The following is a 23,289-nucleotide window of genomic DNA, read 5'->3' on the forward strand; positions in this document are numbered from 1 at the left end:
GCAGCCGCTATAGGCTCGCCGTATGCCGCGCTCAATCTCCAACGACAGCACTGGACGTTTCCTGATCACGACAGCTACAGGGAGCCAGTACGTCGTCAATCTAGACGACCGAACCATCTCACGAACGATGGCGGCGACCCCGCCGTTAGTGGATTTCCTGGATGCAGGATTCTCGCAGCTTCGTCGTGACGGCGAAGCGTTGCAACTACTGATGCTTGAGTCCTGTGAGGTCGGCTCCTCGGCGGTCTTCTGGATCCAGGTGCGCGACGACCATATTCCCACCTTCCGTAGAACATCGCCCGTTGTCTGCATCGAACCGCTCGATTAGTGTGGCCGCCGTATCCATCCCGAAAAGTGCGTGCTCTGGACAATGGACCCAGTACCCTGCCTGATCGTCAAACCATGAGCTGCTGAAAGTGGCTCACAAAAAGGGCCCTTCAAGACTCACTGTGCAGGGACCTGGTGCCAGCTACCTGGAACTTTCCACCAGACGATGCACTTCTTCCAAATAGGTGTTGCACTCTTCCAGCTAGGTCGACATCTCACATCGATAGTAGATGACAGCTACCTGGCCTGAGGCCAGCTGTTTTGCGGTGAGATCCCATCGCGGGGCCCAAAGCGCTCCGTCGGGCTGGATGTTGCCACGTTAGTTGTCCATATTCTGAAGGCCCCACCCCCGCACCCTCCATCCCCCCTCACATGTAGCTGTCACCTCTAAGTAGCTCAGATGTTCCGGGGTCTGGCAGCTCATCGAGAGCGAGCTGCAACATCGAGCGACGTTCAACCGCACTCCGGGTTTCTAGATCGGAGCGGCTCATGCCGCAGAGCGACTGCTTCGTTCGTCGTTTGCCCAATGTGAGCTAAGGGCTGCAACTGCTAGTTCGCGTTGACAGGTTCTTCTTCCGCAGGAGCTCCGGTCTCTGACGTTGCGTCCGCGAATGGCCACTCGTCTCGTTTCATATAACCGAGAACCACCGGCGGCAGGCCGAGTGCTGCAGTCATTTGAGTGAAGAACTGACGGATGTAGGGGTAAGCGATGAAGTAGACATTGGTCTCAATCCAAGCCGAAACTGTTGCGGCATGGACATTTAGCTCCCCAAGAACATTGAACGCCACGATGTGGTTGGCCCGGATAGTTGTCGCGTTGTCTTCGTCCTGGCCAGCAAAGCAGCTCAGTACGTGTTCCAGTCGAACCAACAGGACGTCCGCTGCGGGATCGTAGGCGAAGCCGGGCTCGCCGCGAACTAGCCTCACGGTCATGTCAGCGGCAGCGCTTTGGACAGGCCCGGCATGGACTTCATCCAGACGGACTTCCACTGGTTCGGTCGCGGCTACGAGGGCAGCTACGTCAGAGGGGTTTACGGCAGCGTCCTCCGGCTCAGCGTGGATCCGCAGCAAGGTCACAATATCTCCGATTCAATTTGCTAGACATGGGCGGCCGCCCCCACAAGGTCGTAAACAGCTGTTACGGCCTTCTGGGCACGGCCGCCCGCGCTAACGCGGACGGCTGGCAAAACGGTTTGGAACTTCGGCTGAACCGAAGGCAACTTGATCGAGGCCTGATGCCATTGAACAGTTGTGTGATCAGGATTGCGCATCAAGCAATTCTCAATCTGGGTCATCAGCTCAAGGCTTGGAAGATCTTCTTCCAAGTCAAGTGCGCGGGCAAACTTGAGCCAGGCGGCAATTTCCGTCCACGCCCATATCTTCATCGAGCCGGCACCGACGTAGTCAAAGGGCACCGGAAAATCCTTGGCCATCGTCCACTTTCGCGCCCCTTCGCGGCTGACGCCGGCGCGTAGAGCGATGTCCGATATACCGACCAAGTCGCGGTGCACACCCACGACTTTAAGACCGTTCAACTGCTTTTCCAGGCGATGGGCAACATCGATGATCTCGGCGACCGCACCATTGCGCTCAACGAAAGCAGTCACCGTGATCATGCCATCAATCGTTTCCCAGATCGTGTCGGGGAATTGTTCGGCCAGGACGTTTTCAGTGGCTTCAGAGTCTAGATCGATACCGGATACGCGCAGAGTTACTTCAACCATTTTGGCTCCCCAGATCTATAGCTTTCCCTAACTATCGCACAGGGAGTTGGCAACTGCCAACCGACTATCCGCCATCTTTACGTACAGTCCCGTAACGATTCATCCGTACTCGAAGTGCGTCACGTTGTGTCTTCAACGCGTCCAGCCGGGCACCCAGCCGCTCAACTTCTGCATCCTTTGGGGGCAGATCCCTGAGCGTGAGCTCGGCTGTCCGAAGTTGAGAACTTGCGGTTCCTAGCAGCTGGGAGGAGGCGACGTCGGCGCCATCGGCGCCCAAAAGCTCACCAACCAGGCCTTTAGCATGGTCGAAGCTCCGGTTGGCCTCATCGAAGGCCGCCTCCGCCTCGGCAAGCTGCTCGGAGGCAAGCTCCAAGATTTCAAGCATGTGCTGCTCTGCGTCGTCCCGGTCCAGAAGAGCGCTGGCCGCCTTGAGGAGCCTCGCAGCGTCCTCCAGCGCGGTCTCTGCCCGACCGAGAGGGCCGCTGAGGTCACCATGTTCACACCGCTTGACCTTTTTGCGGGATGTACGCGCTACGTCCTCCGCCCCCTTGCCGGTCGAAAATACCCGAATCTTGTGGTTCGGATCAGCGCCCGGGCAAATCAAAGTCAAGCCACCGTGACTTGTCGCCTTCTCACTGGACCACCCGAGACGCCGGGCCAGGTCCAATGTCTCCTCCCACTCCTTATTCGGATGGGTCCAAACGGACTCTGCCACTCCGCCCCCTCCGGTGGTCCAGTGAAACTTGTACATCCTGGTTTTGGCATAAGCCGCGACTCTACCTGGCCGCCGTGAGTTATCACGGATGCCACGTCAATTGCCAACCTAACTTGTCATACATGCCAACTATCTTGGCAACTAGAAACCGAGGACCAACTAGGTTGTCCAAAGGACCAAATAGGTTGTCCATCTACAAGAAGACTAGAAGTCCCAGTCGTCATCCTCAGTGTTGACAGCCTTGCCGATCACATACGACGAACCCGAACCCGAGAAGAAGTCGTGGTTCTCGTCAGCGTTCGGCGACAGGGCCGACAGGATGGCCGGGTTCACGTCGGTGACGGAGGCCGGGAACATGGCCTCGTAGCCTAGGTTCATCAGCGCCTTGTTGGCGTTGTAGTGCAGGAACTTCTTGACGTCCTCGGCCAGGCCGACGGAGTCGTAGAGGTCGTGCGTGTACTGGACTTCGTTCTCGTACAGCTCGAAGAGCAGCTCGAACGTGTAGTCCTTGATCTCCTGCTTGCGCTCCTCGGACAGGCCCTCCAGGCCCTTCTGGAACTTGTAGCCGATGTAGTAGCCGTGGACGGCCTCATCGCGGATGATCAGACGGATCAGGTCGGCCGTGTTCGTCAGCTTGGCCCGTGAAGACCAGTACATCGGCAAGTAGAAGCCGGAGTAGAACAGGAAGCTCTCCAGCAGTGTGGAGGCCACCTTGCGCTTCAGGGGGTCGTCGCCCTGGTAGTAGTCCATGACGATCTGGGCCTTCTTCTGAAGGTTCACGTTCTCGGTGGACCAGCGGAATGCCTCGTCGATCTCCTTGGTGGAGGCCAGCGTGGAGAAGATGGAGGAGTAGCTCTTCGCGTGCACGGACTCCATGAAGGCGATGTTCGTGTAGACGGCCTCCTCGTGCGGCGTGATCGCGTCCGGAATCAGCGATACGGCGCCGACGGTGCCCTGGATGGTGTCCAGCAGGGTCAGGCCGGTGAACACGCGCATGGTGAGCTGCTGCTCATCCGGGGTCAGAGTGGCCCACGACTGCACGTCGTTGGACAGCGGGATCTTCTCCGGCAGCCAGAAGTTATTGACCAGGCGGTTCCAGACATCCACGTCCTTGTCGTCCTGGATGCGGTTCCAGTTGATCGCCTCGACGTGGCTAAGCAGCTTGACCTTTTCGGTCATGTCATCCCCTAAACGTTGGGTTGTTCTTGAAATTAAGCGTACGACGGCGGGCGGGCACCCGCCGTCGTACTGGCACGATTTAGTTGAAGATTAAAGCATGCAGCTGACGCAGCCGTCCACCTCAGTCCCTTCCAGCGCGAGCTGGCGGAGACGGATGTAGTAGATGGTCTTTATGCCCTTCTTCCAGGCGTAGATCTGGGCCTTGTTGATGTCGCGCGTGGTGGCGGTGTCCTTGAAGAACAGCGTCAGGGACAGGCCCTGGTCCACGTGCTGCGTGGCAGCGGCGTACGTGTCGATGACCTTCTCGTAACCGATCTCGTACGCGTCCTGGTAGTACTCCAGGTTGTCGTTCGTCAGGTACGGCGCCGGGTAGTACACGCGGCCCAGCTTGCCTTCCTTGCGGATCTCAATCTTGGACGCCACCGGGTGGATGGAGGAGGTGGAGTTGTTGATGTAGGAGATCGAGCCGGTCGGCGGAACAGCCTGCAGGTTCTGGTTGTAGATGCCGTGCTCCATGACGGAAGCCTTCAGCTCGCGCCAGTCATCCTGCGTGGGGATGTGGATGTTCTTGAACAGCTCCTTGACCTTCTCGGTCTGCGGCACCCACTCCTGCTCCGTGTACTTGTCGAAGAACTCGCCCGAGGCGTACTTGGACTTCTCGAAGCCGCCGAAGGTCTGGCCGGTCTGGATGGACAGCAGATTCGAGGCGCGGACGGCGTGGTACACCACCGAGTAGAAGTAGATGTTGGTGAAGTCCAGGCCCTCTTCGGAACCGTAGTGGACCCGCTCACGTGCCAGGTAGCCGTGCAGGTTCATCTGGCCCAGGCCGATGGCGTGGCTCTGGTCGTTGCCGCGGGCGATGGACGGCACCGAGGTGATGTTGGACATGTCCGACACAGCCGAGAGCGAGCGGATGGCCGTCTCGATGGTCAGGCCGAAGTCCGGCGAGTCCATCGTCTTCGCGATGTTCAGCGAGCCCAGGTTGCAGGAGATGTCCTTGCCGGTCTGGTCGTAGGACAGGTCATCGTGGTACGTCGTGGGCTGCGAGACCTGGAGGATCTCGGAGCACAGGTTGGACATGATGATCTTGCCGTCAATCGGGTTTTCCCGGTTCACGGTGTCCTCGAACATGATGTACGGGTAGCCGGATTCGAACTGGATCTCGGCGAGGGTCTGGAAGAACTCGCGCGCCTTGATCTTGGTCTTCTTGATCCGGGAATCGTCCACCATCTCGTAGTACTTCTCGGTGACCGAAACGTCCGAGAACGGCATCCCGTAGACGCGCTCGACGTCGTAGGGCGAGAACAGGTACATGTCCTCGTCCTTCTTGGCCAGCTCGAACGTGATGTCCGGGATCACGACGCCGAGGGAGAGGGTCTTGATACGGATCTTCTCGTCCGCGTTCTCCCGCTTGGTGTCCAGGAACCGGTAGATGTCCGGGTGGTGCGCGTGCAGGTACACGGCACCGGCACCCTGGCGGGCACCGAGCTGGTTGGCGTAGGAAAAGCTGTCCTCGAGGAGCTTCATCACGGGGATGACGCCCGAGGACTGGTTCTCGATCTGCTTGATCGGGGCACCGACCTCGCGGATGTTGGTCAGCGCGAAGGCGACGCCGCCGCCGCGCTTGGACAGCTGCAGCGCGGAGTTGATGGAGCGGCCGATCGACTCCATGTTGTCTTCGATGCGGAGCAGGAAGCAGGAGACCAGTTCGCCGCGCTGCTTCTTGCCGGCGTTCAGGAACGTCGGGGTGGCCGGCTGGAAGCGGCCTTCGATGATCTCGTCCACCATCTGGGTGGCCAGCTTCTCGTCGCCGCGGGCCAGGTGCAGGGCCACCATGCAGACGCGGTCCTCGTAGCGCTCCAGGAAGCGCTTGCCGTCAAACGTCTTCAGCGTGTAGGAGGTGTAGAACTTGAAGGCGCCCAGGAAGGTCTCGAAGCGGAACTTCTTCTTGTACGCGCGGTTGTAGAGTTCGCGAATGAAGTTCATCGTGTACTGGTCGAGGGTTTCGCGCTCGTAGTACTCGTTCTTGACGAGGTAGTCGAGCTTTTCCTCGAGGTCGTGGAAGAACACGGTGTTGTTGTTCACGTGCTGCAGGAAGTACTGGTGCGCAGCCTCGCGGTCGGCCTCGAACTGGATCTCCCCGTTGGGACCGTAGAGGTTCAGCATGGCGTTGAGTTCGTGGTAGCCCAGGCCCTTGTAGGCGGCCGGCATTTCGGGCTTCTTCTGCTGTTCGACGGCGGTGGCCCCCTTCGAGCCTGCGCCCTCAGTTACTGGTGTGTCTGCGACAGTCGTGTCCAAAACTCTTCCAATCCTTCTTGTACACGGGAGACGTCTTCAGGCGTGCCCATGAGTTCGAACCTGTATAGGTGGGGGACCTTGCATTTGGCGGCGATGATGTCCCCCGCCATGCAATAGTTATCCCCGAAATTCGTGTTTCCCGCCCCGATCACGCCCCTGATCAGGCGCCGGTTCTGCGGGTTGTTCAGGAACCGGATGACCTGCTTCGGCACCGAGCCCTCGCCGCCCGTCCCGCCGTACGTGGGAAGGACCAGCACAAAGGGCTCGCAGGCCGTGAGCGGTTCATCCTTCGCATGGAGCGGTATCCTGGCCGCCTCCGCACCCAGCTTGCCAACGAATCGCTTGGTGTTCTCGGAGGCCGAGGAAAAGTAAATGAGGTGACTGTGTGTCCTGTTTGCAGTCGTCATGCTGTTTACAGGCGTCGTGTTCGCAGCCTGGGCTGCGACCGGCGCATCGGCAAGTGCCGGCGCGGCCATGGGAGTCACCTTACCTACATAGGAATTCTCTGCCGGAAACGGCGTGGGAAGCCTTAGGCCACCGAAGCGGCGGCGCTCAGCGCCAGCTCTTCGATCTTGTCCGGGCGGAACCCTGACCAATGGTCCTGGTCCGTGACCACTACCGGAGCCTGCATGTAGCCCAGGGACTTCAGGCGCTCGAGGGCCTCCGCGTCCTGGGAGATGTCCACGCTCTGGTAGGTGATGCCCTTTTTGTCCAGCGCGCGGTACGTCGCGTTGCACTGAACACAGGCCGGCTTCGTGTAAACCGTAACGGTCATGGTCCCTGTCCCCTTTGTTGAAGTCTCTACTTTGTGAAGTCTCTGCTCATCGCTGCGGTGGACACTGCGCCGGACTGAAACCATTGTCCGATGCCGGCCTCGCCTGTGCCCCGCTCAATCTGTATGTCGATACTACATGTAGTGCACGGCCCCCGGCGGGACCCCAAGATGATGTATTACAAGTATGTCATTTAATGCACTTTTAATCCACAGGCAGGTGCCCTCAAAATGTCCGGGATTCCGGCTTTTTCGAGGACGAAATCCACACCCTGTGGAGTAGTTAGCCACATTTAAACGCCAGCGTGTCGTCTCAAAGACGGCGTGTCGCGGGTGCCGGACGGCAGCACATCGGGTGGCCCCGGACACAAGAAAGGGACCCTGAAGCACGCTTCAGGGTCCCTCCTGTGATTAAGGAAACGCCGGATTAGAGCTGGGCCTCCCGGCGGTCCAGCACGATCTGCTGCACGTCCAGGTAGCCGGACTGGAAGCCGGCCCGGGAATAGCACAGGTAGAACAGCCACATCCGCTGGAAAACTTCGTCGAACCCGAGCTCCCCCACTTCACGGGACCGGGCCAGGAACCGTTCCTCCCAGAGCCGCAGCGTGGCCGCGTAGTGGTCACCCATCCCCCGGCGTTCCCGGACACGGAGCGTCGTGTGCTGCTCGGTGACGCTCTCGATCGCCCGCACGGAGGGAAGGAACCCGCCGGGGAAGATGTATTTGTGCACCCACGTGTAGGCGTTCCGCGTGGCAAGCATGCGGCCGTGCGGCATGGTGATGGCCTGGATGGCCACCTTTCCGCCCGGAGCCAGCACCCTGTCGATGGTCTGGAAATAGACCGGCCAGTACTCATAGCCCACCGCTTCGATCATCTCGACGGAGACCACGGCGTCGTATTCGCCCTCCACCGCGCGGTAATCCTGCAGTGCCACGGTGACCTGGCCCGAGTAGCCGGCCTTCTCAATGCGCTGCTGCGCCAGCGCCTGCTGCTCGCTGGACAGCGTGACCGAATACACGGTGGCGCCGCGGGCGGCCGCGCGCAGGGCCAGCTCGCCCCAGCCCGTCCCGATCTCCAGCAGCCGGGTCCCCTCGCCCACTCCGGCTTTGTCCAGCAGCCTGTCGATCTTGGCCTGCTGGGCGGATGCCAGCGCGTCCCAGCCGACTTCCGGCAAGCGGCCGGCCCCGTCGGTGAAAAGCGCCGACGAGTAGCTCATGGTGGTGTCAAGGAAGTTGGAGAACAGCTCGTTGGAGAGGTCGTAATGGCGCGAGATGTTGCCCCGGGTGTTCTGCTCCGTGTTCCGTTCCTGGCGGGGCGCCCGCGGCAAGTACAGGCTCCGCAGCTTCTGCAGCGGCACGGGGATGAGCGTGTCCACCGAGGAGGCGAACACCTCCAGGACGGCGGCGAGATCCGACGCTTCCCAGTCCCCCGCCATGAAGGACTCCCCCAGTCCGATCAGGCCGTTGTCGCCGATGCGGGTGTCGAAGTCCGCCGGCCTGACCATGGTCATCACCGGCGAGCCGGCGTCGCCCGTTCCCAGCACGGACCCGTCCGGGTACTCGACCCGCAGCGGCAGCCGCCGGGCGGCACTCCGGAACAAGGCGCCCGCGGCTTTTCCGGCCAGGGCCGCCCTGGCTCCGGCAGGAGGACGGGCGACGCCGGGCCACACCTCGGCGTCGATGACTGCGGGAGCCGGCGGGACCCGGAGCGGACCGGACGCGCTGCCCTGGTAGGTGGGGTCTGTAAGAGTCATGAGACGGCCTCCTGTGACGGGTGGTGGGGGCGGTTGATGATGGGCAGGCCGCGGGCCCAGAGCTTGATTCCCTGCCAGTGGATCTGCAGGACCAGGCGCAGCGGCGCCAACGGAACGGCGAGCGCCGCGGCGAGGATGCTGCGCGGAGTGGCGGCCTGGCGGACGCCGGTCATGGTGGCGGTGAAGGGCTTCCGCCCGGGGCGTTCGAGCACCACCGCGACGGCCAGCTGGCCGTCAGGCTCAGGCAGGGTCATCCGGTAGCTGCCGTCCACCTCGTTGAACGGGGAGACGTAGAACTCCTTGTCGGCGCGGGCACGCCCCGAGTCGTCGGTGTGCAGCAGGTAGCAGTGCCGCTCGCCGTAGGTGTTGTGGACCTCGGCAATAACCGCTCGCAGGGCGCCGTCGGCGCCGTGGCACCAGAACAGGCTGATGGGGTTGAAGACCTGCCCCAGCACCCTGGCGTTGGCCAGCATGGTGACCTTCCCGCCGTCGGGCTCTTCTCCGTTGGCTGCAAGGAAGCAATCCACATTTTCACGGATGCTCGCCTCAGGATCGCCCAGGTGGTCCTCGGCGTGGAAGCCGGCCAGCGGGCGCATCCACCGCGGCAGCACGGGCAGACCGTCCAGGTCCACGAACCAGCTGTAGCTGCGGTAGGTGAAGGCGTTCTCCAGCGGATCCCGCCGAACGTGGCGGATGCTGGTGCGGTAGATGGCCGCGGTCATGGCACGAGCTCCGCCGGCTGGTTGACGTCCAGCACCCCTGGCCTGCCTGCGGGCTCTTCCCAGTCCCGGCCCAGCTGTGCGGCCGCCTGCACTCCGGATGCTGCCCCGTCCTCGTGGAACCCCCAGCCGTGATAGGCGCCCGCGAAGGCGAGCCGGCAGTCCCCGAGTCCTCCGAGGCGGCCCTGGGCGGCCACGGAATCCGGCGTGTACTGCGGGTGCTCGTAAACGAGATCCTGCAGGACGGACGCCGGCTCGATGAGTTCGGACTCGCCCAGGCTCACTATGTAGCTTCCGCCGTCATCCGGGTTCAGCCGCTGGAGGCGGGTGAGGTCGTAGCTCACCAGCACGTGGTCCGGGCGGGCCGCACACGACGGAAGCCGGTAGTTCCAGGACGCGCGGGCGGCCTCGCTGCGCGGCAGCACGGCGGGGTCGCGGTGGAACTTGATCCGGTTGACGGAGTACGGCATGTCGCCCAGGATGCGGGCTTCGTCCGCCGTCGGCTCGGCGAGCATGGCGAGGGCTTCCCGCGGATGGGCGGCGATGACCGCAGCGTCGAAACTTTCGGTGCCGGCCGCCGTCGTGATGTCCACGCCGGAACCGGTGCGCCGCACGGCCAGGACAGTGCTGGACAGGCGGACATCGGGCAGGCCGGCGACCACGCGGTCAACGTAGCTGCGCGAACCGCCCGTCACGGTCTTCCACTGCGGCGAGCCTTTGATGCCGAGCATGCCGTGGTGGTCGAGGAAGGTGAAGAGATACCGTGCCGGATAAGCGAGCGCGGTGGTGGGATCGCAGGACCAGACGGCGCTGACCACCGGGGCCATGAAGTGCGAGGTGAAGTAGTCGCTGAAGCGTTCCCGGTCCAGGAATTGGCCGAGCGTCTCCTCGCCTGCGGCGGTCCCTCCCGGGTTGGCCGCCAGCAGTGCGCGGGCCTTCCGCCAAAAACGCAGGACCTCGGCCAGCATCCGCAGATACTGCGGCCGCACAAGGTTCGAGGGCCGGGCGAAGACGCCCGCCGCCCCCTTCGCCCCTGCGTACTCCAGCCCGCAGCCGTCGCAGCGGATGCTCATGGTCATGTCCGAATCCTGGGTTTCCACCCCGAGTTCGGCAAAGAGCCGGATGAGGTTGGGGTACGTGCGGTTGTTGTGCACGATGAAGCCCGTGTCCACGGCCAGTGTTCCCGAAGCCTGCGGCAGGTCGTGGGTGTGGGCGTGGCCGCCGGGCCGGGCGTCGGCTTCGAACAGGGTCACGTGATCGCGCCGGCTGAGTATGTGGGCTGCGATGAGGCCTGCGACCCCGCTGCCGACGACGGCGATGCGCCGGCTTCCGGCCGCTGCCTCCGTTCCGCCGCTGGGTCCACCGTACGGAACGCCTCCGGCGTCCCCACTCCATGCTGGGTTCGGTGACAATCTTTTGCTCCTCTGCTGAACAGATGCCGCTAATGAATACTCATGGGCTATTCGCAACCGTCAGGGACACGGATGGGTGGGAATCTTTTCCTGTACGTGAACAGCCGGAGTAAGGTGGGCTGGTGGTCAACCCCGTGCACTTGAGGACTCTGCTTGAGGTCACGCGGCTGGGGTCCTTCGCGGCCGCGGCCAGCCGGCTCGGCTACACTGCCTCCGCCGTGTCCCAGCAGATGTCGGCCCTTGAGCGGGACACCGGCGTGCACCTGTTCCAGCGGTCCGCCAGGAGCGTGGTCCCCACCGAGGCCGCCACGGTGATGGCGCGGCACGCCGCCAAGGTCCTCACCGACATCGAAGCCCTGATGGCCGCCGCGTCCAAGACCCACGACACCACGAGCCAGGAACTCCGGCTTGGCATCTTCCCCAGCCTCGCAACCTACGTCCTGCCGCGGATCCTGAAGAACCCGCAGTGGAAGGGACTCGGCATCGACCTCCGGGTCTCCGTCGCCGAGCCGGCCCAGACCATCCAGGGGCTGCGTACCGGCGGCGACCTTGACGTCGCGCTCGTCTATCAGGTGGGCCAATCCGGACTGGCGTGGCCGCACACCATCAACCGGCAGTGGATCGGCGATGACAACTTCCGGGTGGTCCTGCCCTCCGGCTGGGGGTTCCGAACGGACGCCAAGGTGGCGGCCGACCACCTCTCGGACATGCCGTGGATCATGCACCACCCGGGCACGAGCGACGCCACGGTGATCGAGCGGCTCTTTGCCAGCTGCAACCTGCACCCACGCGTCGTGGCCTACAGCGACGACTTCCACGCCAGCCTCGAAATGGCGGCCGCCGGGCTGGGCGCTGCGCTCGTTCCAGAGCTTGCGCTGCGCCACCGGCCGGCAGGCGTGGTGGTGCTGGACGTTCCCGAGATCAGGCTGGCGCGCAACGTGTTCGCGCTGTTGATCAACGACAAGAAGACCGCCCGGGTGCAGCTCTTCGTTGACCTGCTGGCTGACACGCTGGGCAGCCTGGGGTCCTCAGATAAATAAGCCCCGATGCTGGAATGCACCGCTTTTCGGGTCTATGTTGAAGATATGACCACCAAGGTAGCGAGCCAGCACTTCGGAGAAATCGAACTCAACCACGGCAGGGACCACAACGTCGCCGCGGAGCATGAGCTGGCTGGCCAACGCCTTGAGCTTGACCTGAACATCAACGCGCATGACCACTTCGATGAGGCGGCCATGCACAAGGTGGACTACCGGTTGCGCTACCTCCCCGAGCTCGTGGACGAGGTCCGCGAGATGATCGCCGAGGAACTCGAGCAGGAGGGCACCAGCGCGCAGGAGTACCTTCGCTTCCACTGCAACGCCATCAAGGACGAGCAGCTGCAGAAGGTCTTCGGGGTCACGGACAAGAGCCAGCTCACCAACGCCGTGTTCCTCAAGGCGCTCAAGCTCGGCCACGTGGGCATCTACCCCGGCCAGCCCGAGCGCTACTTCGTCCTCGATTTCACGCTCGGCTCCCACTTCACCGACGAGGTCCTGGTCGCGTCCGCGGACGAGGACGGCGTGGTCGACGACGAGATCGTCTGGGAGCCCTGATCTCCCCAAGCAGTTAAACGCCGACGGCGGGCGGTCACCCAAAGGTGGCCGCCCGCCGTCGTGCGTGGTTGCTGGTTCCTACTTTGCTGCTTCCAGCAGTTCCGCGCGGACCGTCTTGGTGGCTGCGACGAGGTTGCGCAGGGACTCTTCGGTCTCGGCGTAGCCGCGGGTCTTCAGGCCGCAGTCCGGGTTGACCCAGAGCTGGCGGGACGGAACGTGCTTCACAGCGGTGCTGAGCAGCTCGGTGACTTCCTGCTCACCCGGAACGCGCGGCGAGTGGATGTCGTAGACGCCCGGGCCGACACCGCGGCCGAAGCCGTGGGACTCGAGGTCGTGGACAACCTCCATGCGGGAACGTGCGGCCTCGATCGAGGTGACGTCCGCGTCCAGTCCGTCGATGGCGTCGATGATGGCGCCGAACTCCGAGTAGCACAGGTGGGTGTGGATCTGGGTGGCGTCGGCAGCGCCGGCGGTGGCCAGGCGGAACGAGTTCACGGACCAGTCCAGGTAGGCTGCCTGGTCGGCCTTGCGCAGGGGAAGGAGTTCGCGCAGGGCGGGCTCGTCCACCTGGATGACCTTGATGCCGGCAGCTTCGAGGTCGGCGATTTCGTCGCGCAGCGCCAGGCCCACCTGGTTGGCGGTCTCGCCCAGCGGCTGGTCGTCGCGGACGAAGGACCAGGCCAGGATGGTGACCGGACCGGTGAGCATGCCCTTCATCGGCTTGCTGGTCAGCGACTGGGCGTACTCTGCCCACTTCACGGTGATGGGGGCGCTGCGGGTGACGTCGCCCCAGAGGATGGACGGACGGGTGCAGCGTGAGCCGTAGGACTGGACCCAGCCATGGACCGTGACGTCGAAGCCTTCGAGGTTCTCGGCGAAGTACTGGACCATGTCGTTACGCTCGGGCTCGCCGTGCACCAGGACGTCGTAGCCGAGCTCTTCCTGCAGGTCGACGACGCGCTTGATCTCGTCCTTCATGAGCTGCTCGTACTGCTCGTTGGTGAGGTCACCCTTGTTGTTGCGGGCACGGGCCGAACGGATTTCCGACGTCTGCGGGAAGGAGCCGATGGTGGTGGTGGGCAGCGGCGGCAGGTGCAGGGCGTGTTCCTGGGCGGCTTCGCGGACCGAGTACTCGGAGCGGTTGAAGTCGGCCGGGGTCAGGGCGGCGGTGCGGGCCCGGACGTCGGCGCGCTGGACGCCTTCGGCTGCGGCGCGGGAGGCGATGATGCGGGTGGCTTCATCGATGGCCGGCTGCACGGCGGCGGCGTCGGTCAGCAGGCCGGCAAGGGTCACAACCTCAACGGCCTTTTGGTCGGCGAATGCCAGCCAGCTGCGGAGCTGCTCGGACAGCTGCGCCTCTTCCTCGACGTCGTGCGGGACGTGCTGGGTGGAGGTGGAGGTGCTGATGGCCAGCTTGGCCACCGACTTCTTCAGTTCGGCGATCTTCTCCGCGGAGGCGGCAAGATCGTTGCGCCAGATGTTGTGGCCGTCCACGACACCGGCAACCAGGGTCTTGCTGCCCAGGGCGGCGAGCGCTGCCGCGGAGGGGACGGCGCCCTTGAAGACGTCGATGTGCAGGGCGTCGATGTTGGTAGCAGCGAGGGTGCCGAGCTGGCCATTCAGTGCGCCGTACGGGGTGGAGACGAACAGCTGCGGGCGCTGTGCGGCGGCGGAGAGGACCTCGTAGGAGCGGGCAACCGCGGCCTGGATCTCCTCGGCGGAGGTGTCCTGGTCCACCACGAGGGCAGGCTCGTCCAGCTGGACCCAGCTGGCGCCGGCGGCGGCCAGCTTCTCCAACAGCGCGGCGTAGACCGGCAGGACGTCCTCGAGGCGGGACAGCGGGCTGAAGCCGGCCGGGGCGTCGTCGGAAGCCTTGCTCAGGAGCAGGAAGGTGACCGGGCCCACGATGTACGGCCGGGTTTCCACGCCGTTGGCCAGCGCGTATTCGAACTCTTCAACGATGCGGCTGGAGGTCAGCGCGAAATTGGTCTCCGGGCCGATTTCCGGCACGAGGTAGTGGTAGTTGGTGTCGAACCACTTGGTCATTTCCAGCGGCTGCTGTTCCTTGTTGCCGCGGGCAAGAGTGAAGTAGCCGTCGATGTCCAGCTGGCCCTCGGCGTTCAGGAGGTTGCCGAAACGGGCCGGCACGGCGCCGAGGTGGGCAGCGGCGTCGAGCACCTGGTCGTAGAAGGAGAACGTGCCCGGAACCGCTGCGGCTTCGGTCAGGCCCAGGCCCTGGAGGCGCTTGGCGGTGCCCAGCTGGATTTCCTTGGCGGCGGCGTCAAGGGCTGCGGCGTCGATCTTGCCGGCCCAGTAGGCTTCGACGGCCTTCTTCAGTTCGCGGCGGCGGCCGATGCGGGGGTAGCCCAGGATCGAGGCGGACGGGAACGGAGTGGGCACGGCGGTGTTCTGCTCAGTCATGTGAATTCCTTGAATGGTTGGGAAGTTGTGAGTGTCTTGGGGCGGTCAGCTGGCGGTGGTGTCAGCTCGCGAGCTGGCGGCGGGCGATCGCGTTCAGGCGGCTGGCGGAACGTGCCGGCCGGACAAGCGACAGCTTGTCCAGGACCTCCAGCGCGCTCTGGTGTTCGTTGAACGTGTACAGGTGGAGGCCGGGCGCTCCGGCGTCCAGGGCCGCGTTGGCCAGGTCCACCGTGGCGCTGACGCCGATGCGGAGCCGATCGGCGTCGGAGTCTGCCGCGGCAAGCCGCTCGATGAGCTCCGGTGCCGGTTCGACGCCGGTCAGCTCGCCGAGGCGCTTGAGCCTGCGGAGGCTGGTGAGCGGCATGACGCCGGGGATGATCGGAATGGTGACGCCGGCCCGGCGTGCCCGGGTGATCAGGTCCGCGTATTGCTCGGTCCGGAAGAACACCTGGGTGATGGCGAAGTCAGCGCCGGAGCGCTGCTTGGCCAGCAGGACCTCGACGTCGTGGGCTTCACTCGGCGACTCCGGATGCCGGGTGGGGTAGGCTGCCACGCCTACGGCGACCTTGCCGGCGCAGAGCAGCGCCGAACGCCGCTGCTCCACCCGCCGGATGAGTTCGATCAGGTCCTGGGCGTAGCGCAGCGAACCGCTGACGGGCTCTCCGCTGTCCTTGGGCTGGTCGCCGCGCAGGGCCAGGATGCCCCGCACCCCGGCGTCCAGGAGCTCGCCGATGATTTCGGCCAGCTCCGACGGGGTGTTGCCCACGCAGGTCAGGTGTGCCAGCGGACGGAGCGTCGTCTCGAGCACCAGGCGGTTGATGAGTTCGACGGCGGTGTCGCGGTTGGAGCCGCTGGCACCGTAGGTGACGGACACGTAGTCGGGGTCAGTCGTCTCCAGCTCGCGGATCGTGGTCCAGAGCGTCTCTGCAGCCGCAGGCGACCGCGGCGGGAACAGCTCATAGGACAGCGCCACGGGTGCCGTCTCGGAAAGATTTGGATGTGTGTCAATAAGGCTGGGTGGTGACATTTGCGTCCTTGGCTATGGGCCATTGAAGGCTTCCTGCAGTGGCGGAGCCGTGCAGTGTGCGGTCAATGAATTGAGTTTGGGGAACACGGAACGAACTTCGGCAGGGCGCAGCCGCGACTGTTACGCCTGAATAGAAGTTGTCCGTGAGCAAATGTCAGGCCCACATGGGGGCACCCACACCCTCCTGGGCTGCCGGCAGGCGGCATATCCACAGCGGAGGATCGCTGACACGTTACCTCGGTAACTTGTATAGAACTCTAGAAGCCGCGCAGGGGTGGGTTCAAGTCGGCCATCGAATTAAGACGCATTCTTACGCTAGGGCCGTTCCGGTTTCAGAATAATATTCGTCTGGACGCCCCGTACGGCTACCCTTCAGCGGCCCAACCCCTTTTCAAACGGATAAATCTAGTCCATTATTTGTGCACGTCGTATCCGGATTTGGCAACGGTCTCAGGTTAAGGAGGCCTTCTGGACGTTCCTCGGTGAAGTGCCCCGAGAGACCCTATCCCGCGCCCTTCAAAGGGCGGCGTCGCAACGTCCCCTTTGCCAAGGCGCGGTATCACCAGCGCCGCACCGCGGCCGCCCTCTGCACCGAGGGCGGCGCCGCGCCGTTGCTGGAAGCCATTAATCCCAACGGCGAAAGGCCACGAGATGTTCAAGCCTCACAATCGACCAACGGTGATCGGTTCCGCTTTTGTGCTCTTGCTGGCGTTGACGACAGTGACGTCGTGCGCAACGCAGCAAGGCACCACCCCGCCGGCCACGTCCACCGGAACATCCGGCTCAGCATCACCCACGGCATCGGCATCATCCACGGGGACGACGTCAGACTCGGCATCGCCGGCAGCCTCCGGGACGGCGAATGCCGCGGAACTCTGCGGACCAGGGTCCGCGATAAATTACGATCCCGCCCACTTCCAGCAGTCCCCAAGGCTGGACAACAAGTGGTTTCCGCTGAAGCCCGGGTCGCAGTACACAACAACAGGCGACGTCAAGAGCGCCGAGGGGACGACCAAGCGGACTGTTGTCCACACGGTCACCGGCCTCACCAAGGTGATTGACGGCGTGAAGACCCTGGTCATGTGGGACCGTGACTACTCAGACGGCGTGATCGTGGAATCGGAGCTGGCCTTCTTTGCCCAGACCGAGAGCGGAACAGTCTGGCTCTTCGGTGAGTATCCGGAAGAGTACGAGAACGGCAAGTTCACGGGCGCCCCGAGCACGTTCATCCACTCACTCGACCTGGCCCAGGCGGGCATCGCCATGCAGGCTGAGCCGAAGATCGGATCCCCAAGCTACGTTCAGGCACACGCACCCAAGGTGAACTTCCTGGACTGCGGACAGGTCTTCCAGGAGCAGCAGCGGGTCTGCGTTCCCACGGGATGCTACGACGATGTTCTGGTGATTGATGAACGCAACCCCCTGGAACCCGCCGTTGGCCACCAGCGTAAGTTCTATTCAGCCGGCACGGGCCTGATCAAGGTGACGGCCGTGGGTGGCGCGGACCAGGAGACCCTCGACCTTGTCAAGGTGGAGCAGCTCACGGACGCCAAGCTGGCCGAAGTCAACCAGGAGGCCATGAAGATCGACCAGCACGCGTACACGGTCAGCAAGAACGTCTACGCAAAGACGGCCAAGGCCGAAGTGACAACTGAGACAACCAGCGGTTACTAAGGGAGCAGGTTTCAGTCCGGCCAGTGCGGACTGAAGGCCAAGCGCGCGCTCCCTGTATCGGCGCGGTTACCCCGGCGATTCCGGCCGCCGGGGTACACCCTCCCCCTGTCGAACGAACGGGACTATCCTGATGCCATGACGCAGCTACCAGCCAGTTACGAGGAATACCTTGTCGGCAAGGACCCCCGCTTTGTTGACATGGTCCGCCCGATCCTGCTCCAGTCGGCCGCGGACCAACTGCACGGCGTCAGGGTGCTGTTCATACCCAAGGGTCACCAGGCGCATCTCGACGACACGATTCCGTACGGGACCATCGTCGAAGACATCGACTAGCGGCCTTAGCCCTCCAGTAGGAGCCGCTGGGCCCGCGGCGCGAGCGTGTGCTCCAGGACAAGGCAGGCGGCGCCGATGGCGCCCACGTCCTCCCCCACTCCTGTGCCCACCACTTCGATCGCGTGGATGTTGCCCGCATCGCTGTTCTGCTGGATCAGGTCCGGGACCAACTCCAGGTAACGCCGTGACAGGTAGCCCCAGAACGGGCCGCCGAAGACGACGCGTTCCACGTCGAGGGTATTGGCCACCACCGACGCCGCCCGGGCCACCAGCACCGCCGACTTGTCAATGATGGCCGCCGCGGCGCTGTTGCCGGCCTCCGCGGCCTCGCAGAGCTGGGCGAACCGTTCCTGCACCACGGAACCGCCGGTCAGCGGGCCTTCGTCCGACAGGATTCCTGCCGCTTGGGCCTTGGCCACCAGGACCTGCGGTATACACGAGGACTTCACGCAGCCGCGCAGGCCACAGTCACAGGGCGGGCCGTCCGGGTCCACGATGATGTGGCCGATTTCGCCGGCATTACCTGATGTTCCGCGGACCACCTCGTCGTTGAGGACAACGCCGCAGCCGATGCCGGTCCCCATGTACATGAAGACGAAGCTGCCGGCGCCGCTGGGGCCGCCCGCCCAGGTTTCCGCTACGGCCGCACTGGTCACGTCCTTGTCCATGAGGACGGAAAGGCCGGTGGCGTCGGCCAACGCATCACGCAGCAGCACCCGGTCCCAGCCGTCAAGTAGCGGCGGTTCCACGACGGCCCCGTTGTCGTGGTCGATCGGACCGGGGGCTGCGATGCCCAGGCCTGCGATTTTCTCCCGGTCCACACCCGATGCTTCGACCAGCTTGTCGATCTCGGTGGCTATGGCGGCGATGACCGCCTCAGGGTTGCCGTTGTCCGGGATCTTGACCATCGAATGCTGCACCACGGCGCCCACCAGATCCAGGACGACAAAGGTCGCCACAGCGGGATCCAGATGCACGCCCACGGCATACATCCCCGCAGGATTCAGCCGGAGGATGGTCCTCGGTTTTCCTGGCCCGCTCCCTTCCTTGCCGGCTTCCACAATGAGGCTCTGGTCCAGGAGCCGGCGGGAGATGTTCGAGATGGTCTGCGGGGACAGCCCGACGATCTGGGCCAGTTCGACACGGCTTAAGCCGCCGGACGAACGCCGAACGGCGTCCAGAATGACGGTCAGGTTGAAGTCACCCATTCGGGGCAGGTTAGTTCCGCGCCGCGGTGCGGGCTGGCGGATCTCAGTCAAGGATTCCCCTAAGCATCTTCGGTTGGCCAGTATCGATGTCTGAATCGTACGTTACGTCCCGGTATAGGGGTACGCCCCACGCGCTGGCGGAATTGCAGACCATCCGGCGCCTCCGTTGCCCCTCGTCATGCGTTCCGTTTGACGCTGACCGAGACGGTGAACTTGGGGTTCCTGCCTTGTACGGAGGTGGGCCCGACCAGCCTCTCAAGGGCCGGCAGGTAGTGAAGATGGCTGTTGAACACGGTCCAGAGCTGACCGCCGGGGGCAAGGACGCGGGCCGCTGCCTCGAACATCTTGATCCCGGCCCCGGCATGGACGCTGGCTCCCAGGTGAAACGGCGGATTCAGCAGGATGAGCCCGGCACTGCCGTCAGGAACGGAGCTCATGGCATCGTCCTGGAGCACCGTGATCTGCCGGTCCAGGCCATTTGCCGCCGCCGTGGCCCGCGCTGAAGCGACGGCGGCCGCCGACTGGTCCGTTGCGATCACCGCCGCATCGGGATGGCGGCGAGCGTACATGGAAGCCAGGATCCCGGTTCCGCAGCCGAGGTCCACCGCTGTAGCCGCTGCGGGGATCCCGGGGAGGAACTCCAGCAGGAAACGCGTGCCGATGTCGAGTTTGGTGCCCGCAAAAACGGCGCCATGCGCGCACACCTGCAGATCCAGCTCGGCGTTGCGCTCGGTCACCGGATACGGCGGGGCGGGTTCGACGGGTTTTGGCTCCGAGGCGATGAGAACCCGCGATTTCTGCCGGGCCAGCTGGGGCTGGACCGTTTCGAAGAATCGCCCGAGCACCGCATTCATGCCCAGGGACATGTGCTTGACGCGCCCGCCGGCGAGCAACACAGCGCCGTTCGGGGCGTAGCGCGCGACGGCGTCGGAAATCTCCTCGAGTTCAGCGAGCGTCTTGGGCAGCTGCAGCAGAACGACGTCGGCGCCCGCCAGCAGTTCCGCGCCCAGCGGCAGCTGCTCAAAGCCCCCGTCGATGCCGAGTGAAGCTGCATTGTGCCGGAGGGCCCGCTCGCCGGTGACGAGGTCCTGGTACACGCGGACCTGCGGCGCCGGAGGCGTACCGGGCCCGCCCAGCAGTCCCAGCGTCAGTGCGCCGTAGCGGTCGCCGATCACGGCAACCGTGCTCGCAGGTGTCAGGAGTTCCGCCGCGGTGTCCAGCAGAAGCGTGTCGGTGGCGTCCCACGCCTGCAGGTTGGCGGCCTCGACGTCCGGGTACCTCCGCAGCCTGCCCAGAAGGTGCCCAAGACTGTTCTCTGCCACGTGTTGCCGCCGCCTCTTCCCTGCTGATTGGTTATGCGTCTGCCTGTCGCCGGCCGGCCAGGCTCCTGTGCAAACTTACCGTGGATCCTGCTCAGGCGGGCTCCGAAGCCAGGAGCTTCAGCAGTTCAGCGACGGCGGCCCGTCCGGCGCGGTTGGCGCCGATGGTCGACGACGACGGCCCGTAGCCCACGAGGTGCACGCGCGGCTCCGCCGCGACCCGGGTGCCCTCCATGGCGATGCCGCCGCCCGGCCCTCGCAGGTGCAGCGGCGCCAGGTGTTCCAGCTCGGCGCGGAAGCCCGTGGCCCAGAGAATCACGTCCGCGGCGAGCAGGTTTCCGTCCGTCAGCCGCACGCCGTCGGGCTCTATGCCGGTGAACATGGGGCGACGTTCGAGCACCCCCCGCGCGGCTGCGGCCCGGAGCGCCGGGGTCCAGCTGAGCCCGGTGACGGCGACGACGCTTTGCGGCGGCAGCCCCCGCCGCACGCGGTCCTCCACCAGGGCGACGGCGTCATGGCCGGCCTGCCGGTCAAACGCCGCCTCCCGCCAGACGGGCTCGCGGCGTGTGAACCAACTGGTTGAGGTCACCTTTGAGATCTCGTCGAGCAGCCCGACGGCGGAAATGCCGCCGCCCACGACGACGACGTGCAGCCCGCGGAACTCCTCGGCGGAGACGTAGTCCGCGACGTGGAGCTGGCGCCCCTTGAACGTGAACTGTCCGGGATAGATCGGCCAGAACGGCCTGGTCCAGGTTCCCGTGGCGTTGATGACAGCCCGCGCCGACCACCCGCCGTCGGACGTGGTGATCCTCAGCCGGCCGGCGGGATCGGCGTCCTCGCGCTCGACCGCGAGCGCCTTGACCGGCCGTTCGACGGCGATGCCGAGTTCCCGCTCATAGCCGGCAAAGTACCGGGTCAGGAACGCCGAGCTGGGTTCGGCCGGATCAACGTCCGGCTGCGGAATGCCGGGGAGATCGCTGATTCCGTTGACCGTGGCCATCCGCAGGCTTTTCCAGCGGTGCCGCCAGGCGCCGCCCGGGCCGTCCTCGGCGTCCAGCACCGCGTAGGTTCGCGCGGACTGGCCGTCCGGGTGGGCGCCGGCGGGCACTCGTGGCGCGGGCATCCGGTGCGCGGGCATGAAGCCGCGGCGGGCGAGGTGGTAGGCGGCGGACAGCCCAGCCTGGCCCGCGCCGATGACCACGACGTCGGCAGCCCTCACGGAAGTTTCCACTCCGGTTTCCGCAACCTGTCCCTAGACCTTCTTGACCACGCTGGATTTGAGCTGCATGGGGCCCACGCCGTCCACCTTGCAGTCGATGTCGTGGTCCCCCACGCCGTCCAGGAGGCGGATGCCGCGCACTTTGGTGCCCACTTTGATGACGCTGGAGCTTCCCTTGATCTTGAGGTCCTTGACCACGGTGACGGTATCGCCGTCGGCCAGGACGTTGCCCACCGCGTCCTTGATGACCCGTTCCGCCGGCTGGTCCGCTTCAACCGGCGCTGGTGACCATTCGTGGCCGCATTCCGGGCAGACCAGGAGGGCGCCCATCTCGTACGTGTGCTCGCTGGAACATTTGGGGCAAGGGGGAAGAATCTCGTTCACGTCCCTATGTTAGTCGGGGCATTCCGGCGGCACCCCCGGGCCTCCGCCGGCCCCCGGACAGTCACAGGCGATCTTGATCCGAACATCGGGGAAAGCTTCCTCGGTCTTGAGGTCCCCGCGGGAAGGTGTGTCATGGAGCCGCGCAGCAAGGGTGCGGCAGGCTGATGGATGGGCGCGAAGATGCAGCTGGTAGCGGTAGGCGGTGTGGCGTGACGGGCGGGGACGAGGTTCCGGTGCTGGATAGCGGTCCGCTGCAGACGCTCGCGGAAGAGGTCGGGCCCGCGTTCGCGCAGGCCTTCATCGACGATTTCCTACAGATGTTGCCCGGCAGGGCGGCGAAAATACTCCATGGCCTGGCCGGCGGAGATCTGCCGGCGGCCCGTGATGCAGTGGTGAGCCTGAAGGCCACCTCAGCGATGGCCGGCGCCCTGCGGCTGGAAAGGTGCTGCCAGGAACTTGAGTTCCGGATCCGGCGGGGGCAGCGGCTGGACCCGCTGACGGTCAGGGCGGTGCTGTTCGCGAACATTCGGCTCCTGGTTCGTGAGGCCGCGCGCCAGGGACACATCCCGCCCTCACGGCCGAAGGGGCACTCCCCGGAGTGACGTGCGGGTGCGCTGGGTCACCGTGATCGCGAGCCGGCAGTCAGGTGCTGATTGCGCTGCTCGATGAGGCTGCGAAGGTAGCGGGCCAGGACGAGCTTCTCCGCCAGGCGCCCGATCGGGCCGAAAGGCGCTTTGAAGTCGATCCGGTCAACCATCACGGTTCCATTCGCGTCCTCACTGAATTCGTGGACGTGCCGGAAGCTGCGGAATGGGCCGTTGACCTGCTCATCGACAAAGTAAAGGGGCGTTTCCATTTCGGTGATCCGGCTGGTCATTCGAATTGGCACACCGAAGTGCCACGCCCGCCAGGTGACTTCCTGCCCTAGGGAAATGAGGCCTGACATGACCCCGGCCACGGCTTCCTCCCGGGACTGCGCCATGGAGTCTTTGTGGGCATCGATGCTGCGAGAAAGGTCAAACAGCTCTTCCCTGGGCATCCTTGCCCAGGTTGTGCATTCGAAGGAGGCCATGCTCAGAGTATGTCAGCTGTGCGGCCCGAGTTGATGGTGCCGAGCCTTCAACCATGGGACCGCGGCAGGTGTTGCCGGGTCCGGTGCTTCTAGGGGGAGTGCGCCGGACCCCGGCCATCCCGAGCTTCGGATTCGCGG

The 23,289-nt window shown here is 64.5% G+C and carries 23 protein-coding genes; 6 read left to right on the forward strand and 17 right to left on the reverse strand.

Features of this window, described 5'->3' with window-relative positions; translation table 11 throughout:
- The first annotated feature begins 22 nt into the window (after positions 1–22).
- Entirely contained in the window at positions 23–328 is a 306-nt protein-coding gene (locus ABFP37_RS05495) for a hypothetical protein (protein WP_347032967.1), read from the forward strand.
- 548 nt (positions 329–876) lie between these two features.
- On the opposite strand, the gene ABFP37_RS05500 is transcribed toward ABFP37_RS05495, so the two are convergent.
- The 10 genes from ABFP37_RS05500 to ABFP37_RS05545 all read right to left on the reverse strand — a co-directional run bounded on the left by ABFP37_RS05500 (position 877) and on the right by ABFP37_RS05545 (position 10,899).
- Complete coding sequence (locus ABFP37_RS05500) at positions 877–1,404, reverse strand: hypothetical protein (protein ID WP_347032968.1); 528 nt, start codon at positions 1,402–1,404, stop codon at positions 877–879.
- Positions 1,405–1,424: 20 nt separating this feature from the next.
- Entirely contained in the window at positions 1,425–2,051 is a 627-nt protein-coding gene (locus ABFP37_RS05505; RefSeq protein ID WP_347032969.1) for a hypothetical protein, read from the reverse strand.
- A 64-nt stretch (positions 2,052–2,115) separates the two neighbouring features.
- A complete protein-coding gene (locus ABFP37_RS05510; protein WP_347032970.1) occupies positions 2,116–2,766 on the reverse strand; it encodes a hypothetical protein in 651 nt (216 codons plus the stop codon).
- 204 nt (positions 2,767–2,970) lie between these two features.
- A complete protein-coding gene (gene nrdF, locus ABFP37_RS05515; RefSeq protein ID WP_024368367.1) occupies positions 2,971–3,945 on the reverse strand; it encodes a class 1b ribonucleoside-diphosphate reductase subunit beta in 975 nt (324 codons plus the stop codon).
- 90 nt (positions 3,946–4,035) lie between these two features.
- Positions 4,036–6,156 carry a class 1b ribonucleoside-diphosphate reductase subunit alpha gene (gene nrdE, locus ABFP37_RS05520; RefSeq protein ID WP_078028840.1) on the reverse strand — a complete coding sequence of 707 codons (2,121 nt, stop codon included), beginning with the start codon at positions 6,154–6,156 and terminating at the stop codon, positions 4,036–4,038.
- Positions 6,157–6,212: 56 nt separating this feature from the next.
- Positions 6,213–6,719, reverse strand: a complete 507-nt coding sequence (gene nrdI, locus ABFP37_RS05525; protein WP_078028839.1) for a class Ib ribonucleoside-diphosphate reductase assembly flavoprotein NrdI — start codon at positions 6,717–6,719, stop codon at positions 6,213–6,215.
- A gap of 53 nt (positions 6,720–6,772) precedes the next feature.
- Entirely contained in the window at positions 6,773–7,018 is a 246-nt protein-coding gene (nrdH, locus tag ABFP37_RS05530; RefSeq protein ID WP_078028838.1) for a glutaredoxin-like protein NrdH, read from the reverse strand.
- 424 nt (positions 7,019–7,442) lie between these two features.
- Positions 7,443–8,768, reverse strand: a complete 1,326-nt coding sequence (locus tag ABFP37_RS05535) for a cyclopropane-fatty-acyl-phospholipid synthase family protein (protein ID WP_078028837.1) — start codon at positions 8,766–8,768, stop codon at positions 7,443–7,445.
- Positions 8,765–9,490, reverse strand: a complete 726-nt coding sequence (locus tag ABFP37_RS05540; RefSeq protein WP_078028836.1) for a DUF1365 domain-containing protein — start codon at positions 9,488–9,490, stop codon at positions 8,765–8,767. Before ABFP37_RS05540 ends, ABFP37_RS05535 begins: the two co-directional genes overlap by 4 nt.
- On the reverse strand, positions 9,487–10,899 hold the full coding sequence (locus ABFP37_RS05545; RefSeq protein WP_347032971.1) for an FAD-dependent oxidoreductase: 1,413 nt from the start codon (positions 10,897–10,899) through the stop codon (positions 9,487–9,489). The genes ABFP37_RS05540 and ABFP37_RS05545 overlap by 4 nt, the downstream gene beginning before the upstream one ends.
- Before the next feature lie 122 nt (positions 10,900–11,021).
- Between ABFP37_RS05545 and ABFP37_RS05550 the strand changes: the two genes are divergently transcribed.
- Positions 11,022–11,939, forward strand: a complete 918-nt coding sequence (locus ABFP37_RS05550; protein ID WP_078028835.1) for a LysR family transcriptional regulator — start codon at positions 11,022–11,024, stop codon at positions 11,937–11,939.
- 45 nt (positions 11,940–11,984) lie between these two features.
- Complete coding sequence (locus ABFP37_RS05555) at positions 11,985–12,494, forward strand: DUF2004 domain-containing protein (RefSeq protein WP_078028834.1); 510 nt, start codon at positions 11,985–11,987, stop codon at positions 12,492–12,494.
- A gap of 78 nt (positions 12,495–12,572) precedes the next feature.
- On the opposite strand, the gene metE is transcribed toward ABFP37_RS05555, so the two are convergent.
- Together metE and ABFP37_RS05565 are read right to left on the reverse strand one after the other, a co-directional pair.
- Complete coding sequence (metE, locus tag ABFP37_RS05560; RefSeq protein WP_078028833.1) at positions 12,573–14,915, reverse strand: 5-methyltetrahydropteroyltriglutamate--homocysteine S-methyltransferase; 2,343 nt, start codon at positions 14,913–14,915, stop codon at positions 12,573–12,575.
- A 61-nt stretch (positions 14,916–14,976) separates the two neighbouring features.
- Positions 14,977–15,942: a methylenetetrahydrofolate reductase gene (locus ABFP37_RS05565; RefSeq protein WP_078028832.1), complete on the reverse strand. Its 966-nt coding sequence runs from the start codon at positions 15,940–15,942 to the stop codon at positions 14,977–14,979.
- 651 nt (positions 15,943–16,593) lie between these two features.
- On the opposite strand from ABFP37_RS05565, the gene ABFP37_RS05570 reads away from it, so the two are divergent.
- Together ABFP37_RS05570 and ABFP37_RS05575 are read left to right on the forward strand one after the other, a co-directional pair.
- Positions 16,594–17,616: a hypothetical protein gene (locus ABFP37_RS05570; protein ID WP_347032972.1), complete on the forward strand. Its 1,023-nt coding sequence runs from the start codon at positions 16,594–16,596 to the stop codon at positions 17,614–17,616.
- Between the two features lie 135 nt (positions 17,617–17,751).
- The gene (locus ABFP37_RS05575) at positions 17,752–17,949 is read left to right on the forward strand and encodes a hypothetical protein (RefSeq protein ID WP_078028831.1); all 198 of its coding nucleotides are present in this window, start codon (positions 17,752–17,754) and stop codon (positions 17,947–17,949) included.
- A 5-nt stretch (positions 17,950–17,954) separates the two neighbouring features.
- Here the strand turns inward: ABFP37_RS05575 and ABFP37_RS05580 are convergent, their stop codons facing one another.
- From ABFP37_RS05580 to ABFP37_RS05595, 4 genes are all read right to left on the reverse strand, one after another.
- The gene (locus ABFP37_RS05580; RefSeq protein ID WP_347032973.1) at positions 17,955–19,157 is read right to left on the reverse strand and encodes an ROK family protein; all 1,203 of its coding nucleotides are present in this window, start codon (positions 19,155–19,157) and stop codon (positions 17,955–17,957) included.
- A 176-nt stretch (positions 19,158–19,333) separates the two neighbouring features.
- Positions 19,334–20,479 carry a methyltransferase gene (locus ABFP37_RS05585; RefSeq protein WP_347032974.1) on the reverse strand — a complete coding sequence of 382 codons (1,146 nt, stop codon included), beginning with the start codon at positions 20,477–20,479 and terminating at the stop codon, positions 19,334–19,336.
- Between the two features lie 91 nt (positions 20,480–20,570).
- Entirely contained in the window at positions 20,571–21,707 is a 1,137-nt protein-coding gene (locus ABFP37_RS05590; RefSeq protein WP_347032975.1) for an FAD-dependent oxidoreductase, read from the reverse strand.
- Positions 21,708–21,728: 21 nt separating this feature from the next.
- Positions 21,729–22,079: a zinc ribbon domain-containing protein YjdM gene (locus ABFP37_RS05595; RefSeq protein WP_078028828.1), complete on the reverse strand. Its 351-nt coding sequence runs from the start codon at positions 22,077–22,079 to the stop codon at positions 21,729–21,731.
- 209 nt (positions 22,080–22,288) lie between these two features.
- Between ABFP37_RS05595 and ABFP37_RS05600 the strand changes: the two genes are divergently transcribed.
- On the forward strand, positions 22,289–22,681 hold the full coding sequence (locus ABFP37_RS05600) for an Hpt domain-containing protein (protein WP_347032976.1): 393 nt from the start codon (positions 22,289–22,291) through the stop codon (positions 22,679–22,681).
- Positions 22,682–22,698: 17 nt separating this feature from the next.
- Here the strand turns inward: ABFP37_RS05600 and ABFP37_RS05605 are convergent, their stop codons facing one another.
- Positions 22,699–23,151 carry an SRPBCC family protein gene (locus tag ABFP37_RS05605; RefSeq protein ID WP_260680694.1) on the reverse strand — a complete coding sequence of 151 codons (453 nt, stop codon included), beginning with the start codon at positions 23,149–23,151 and terminating at the stop codon, positions 22,699–22,701.
- Between the last annotated feature and the right edge of the window lie 138 nt (positions 23,152–23,289).

Source organism: Burkholderia sp. RS01 (assembly GCF_039748055.1).
Lineage (GTDB): Bacteria > Actinomycetota > Actinomycetes > Actinomycetales > Micrococcaceae > Arthrobacter.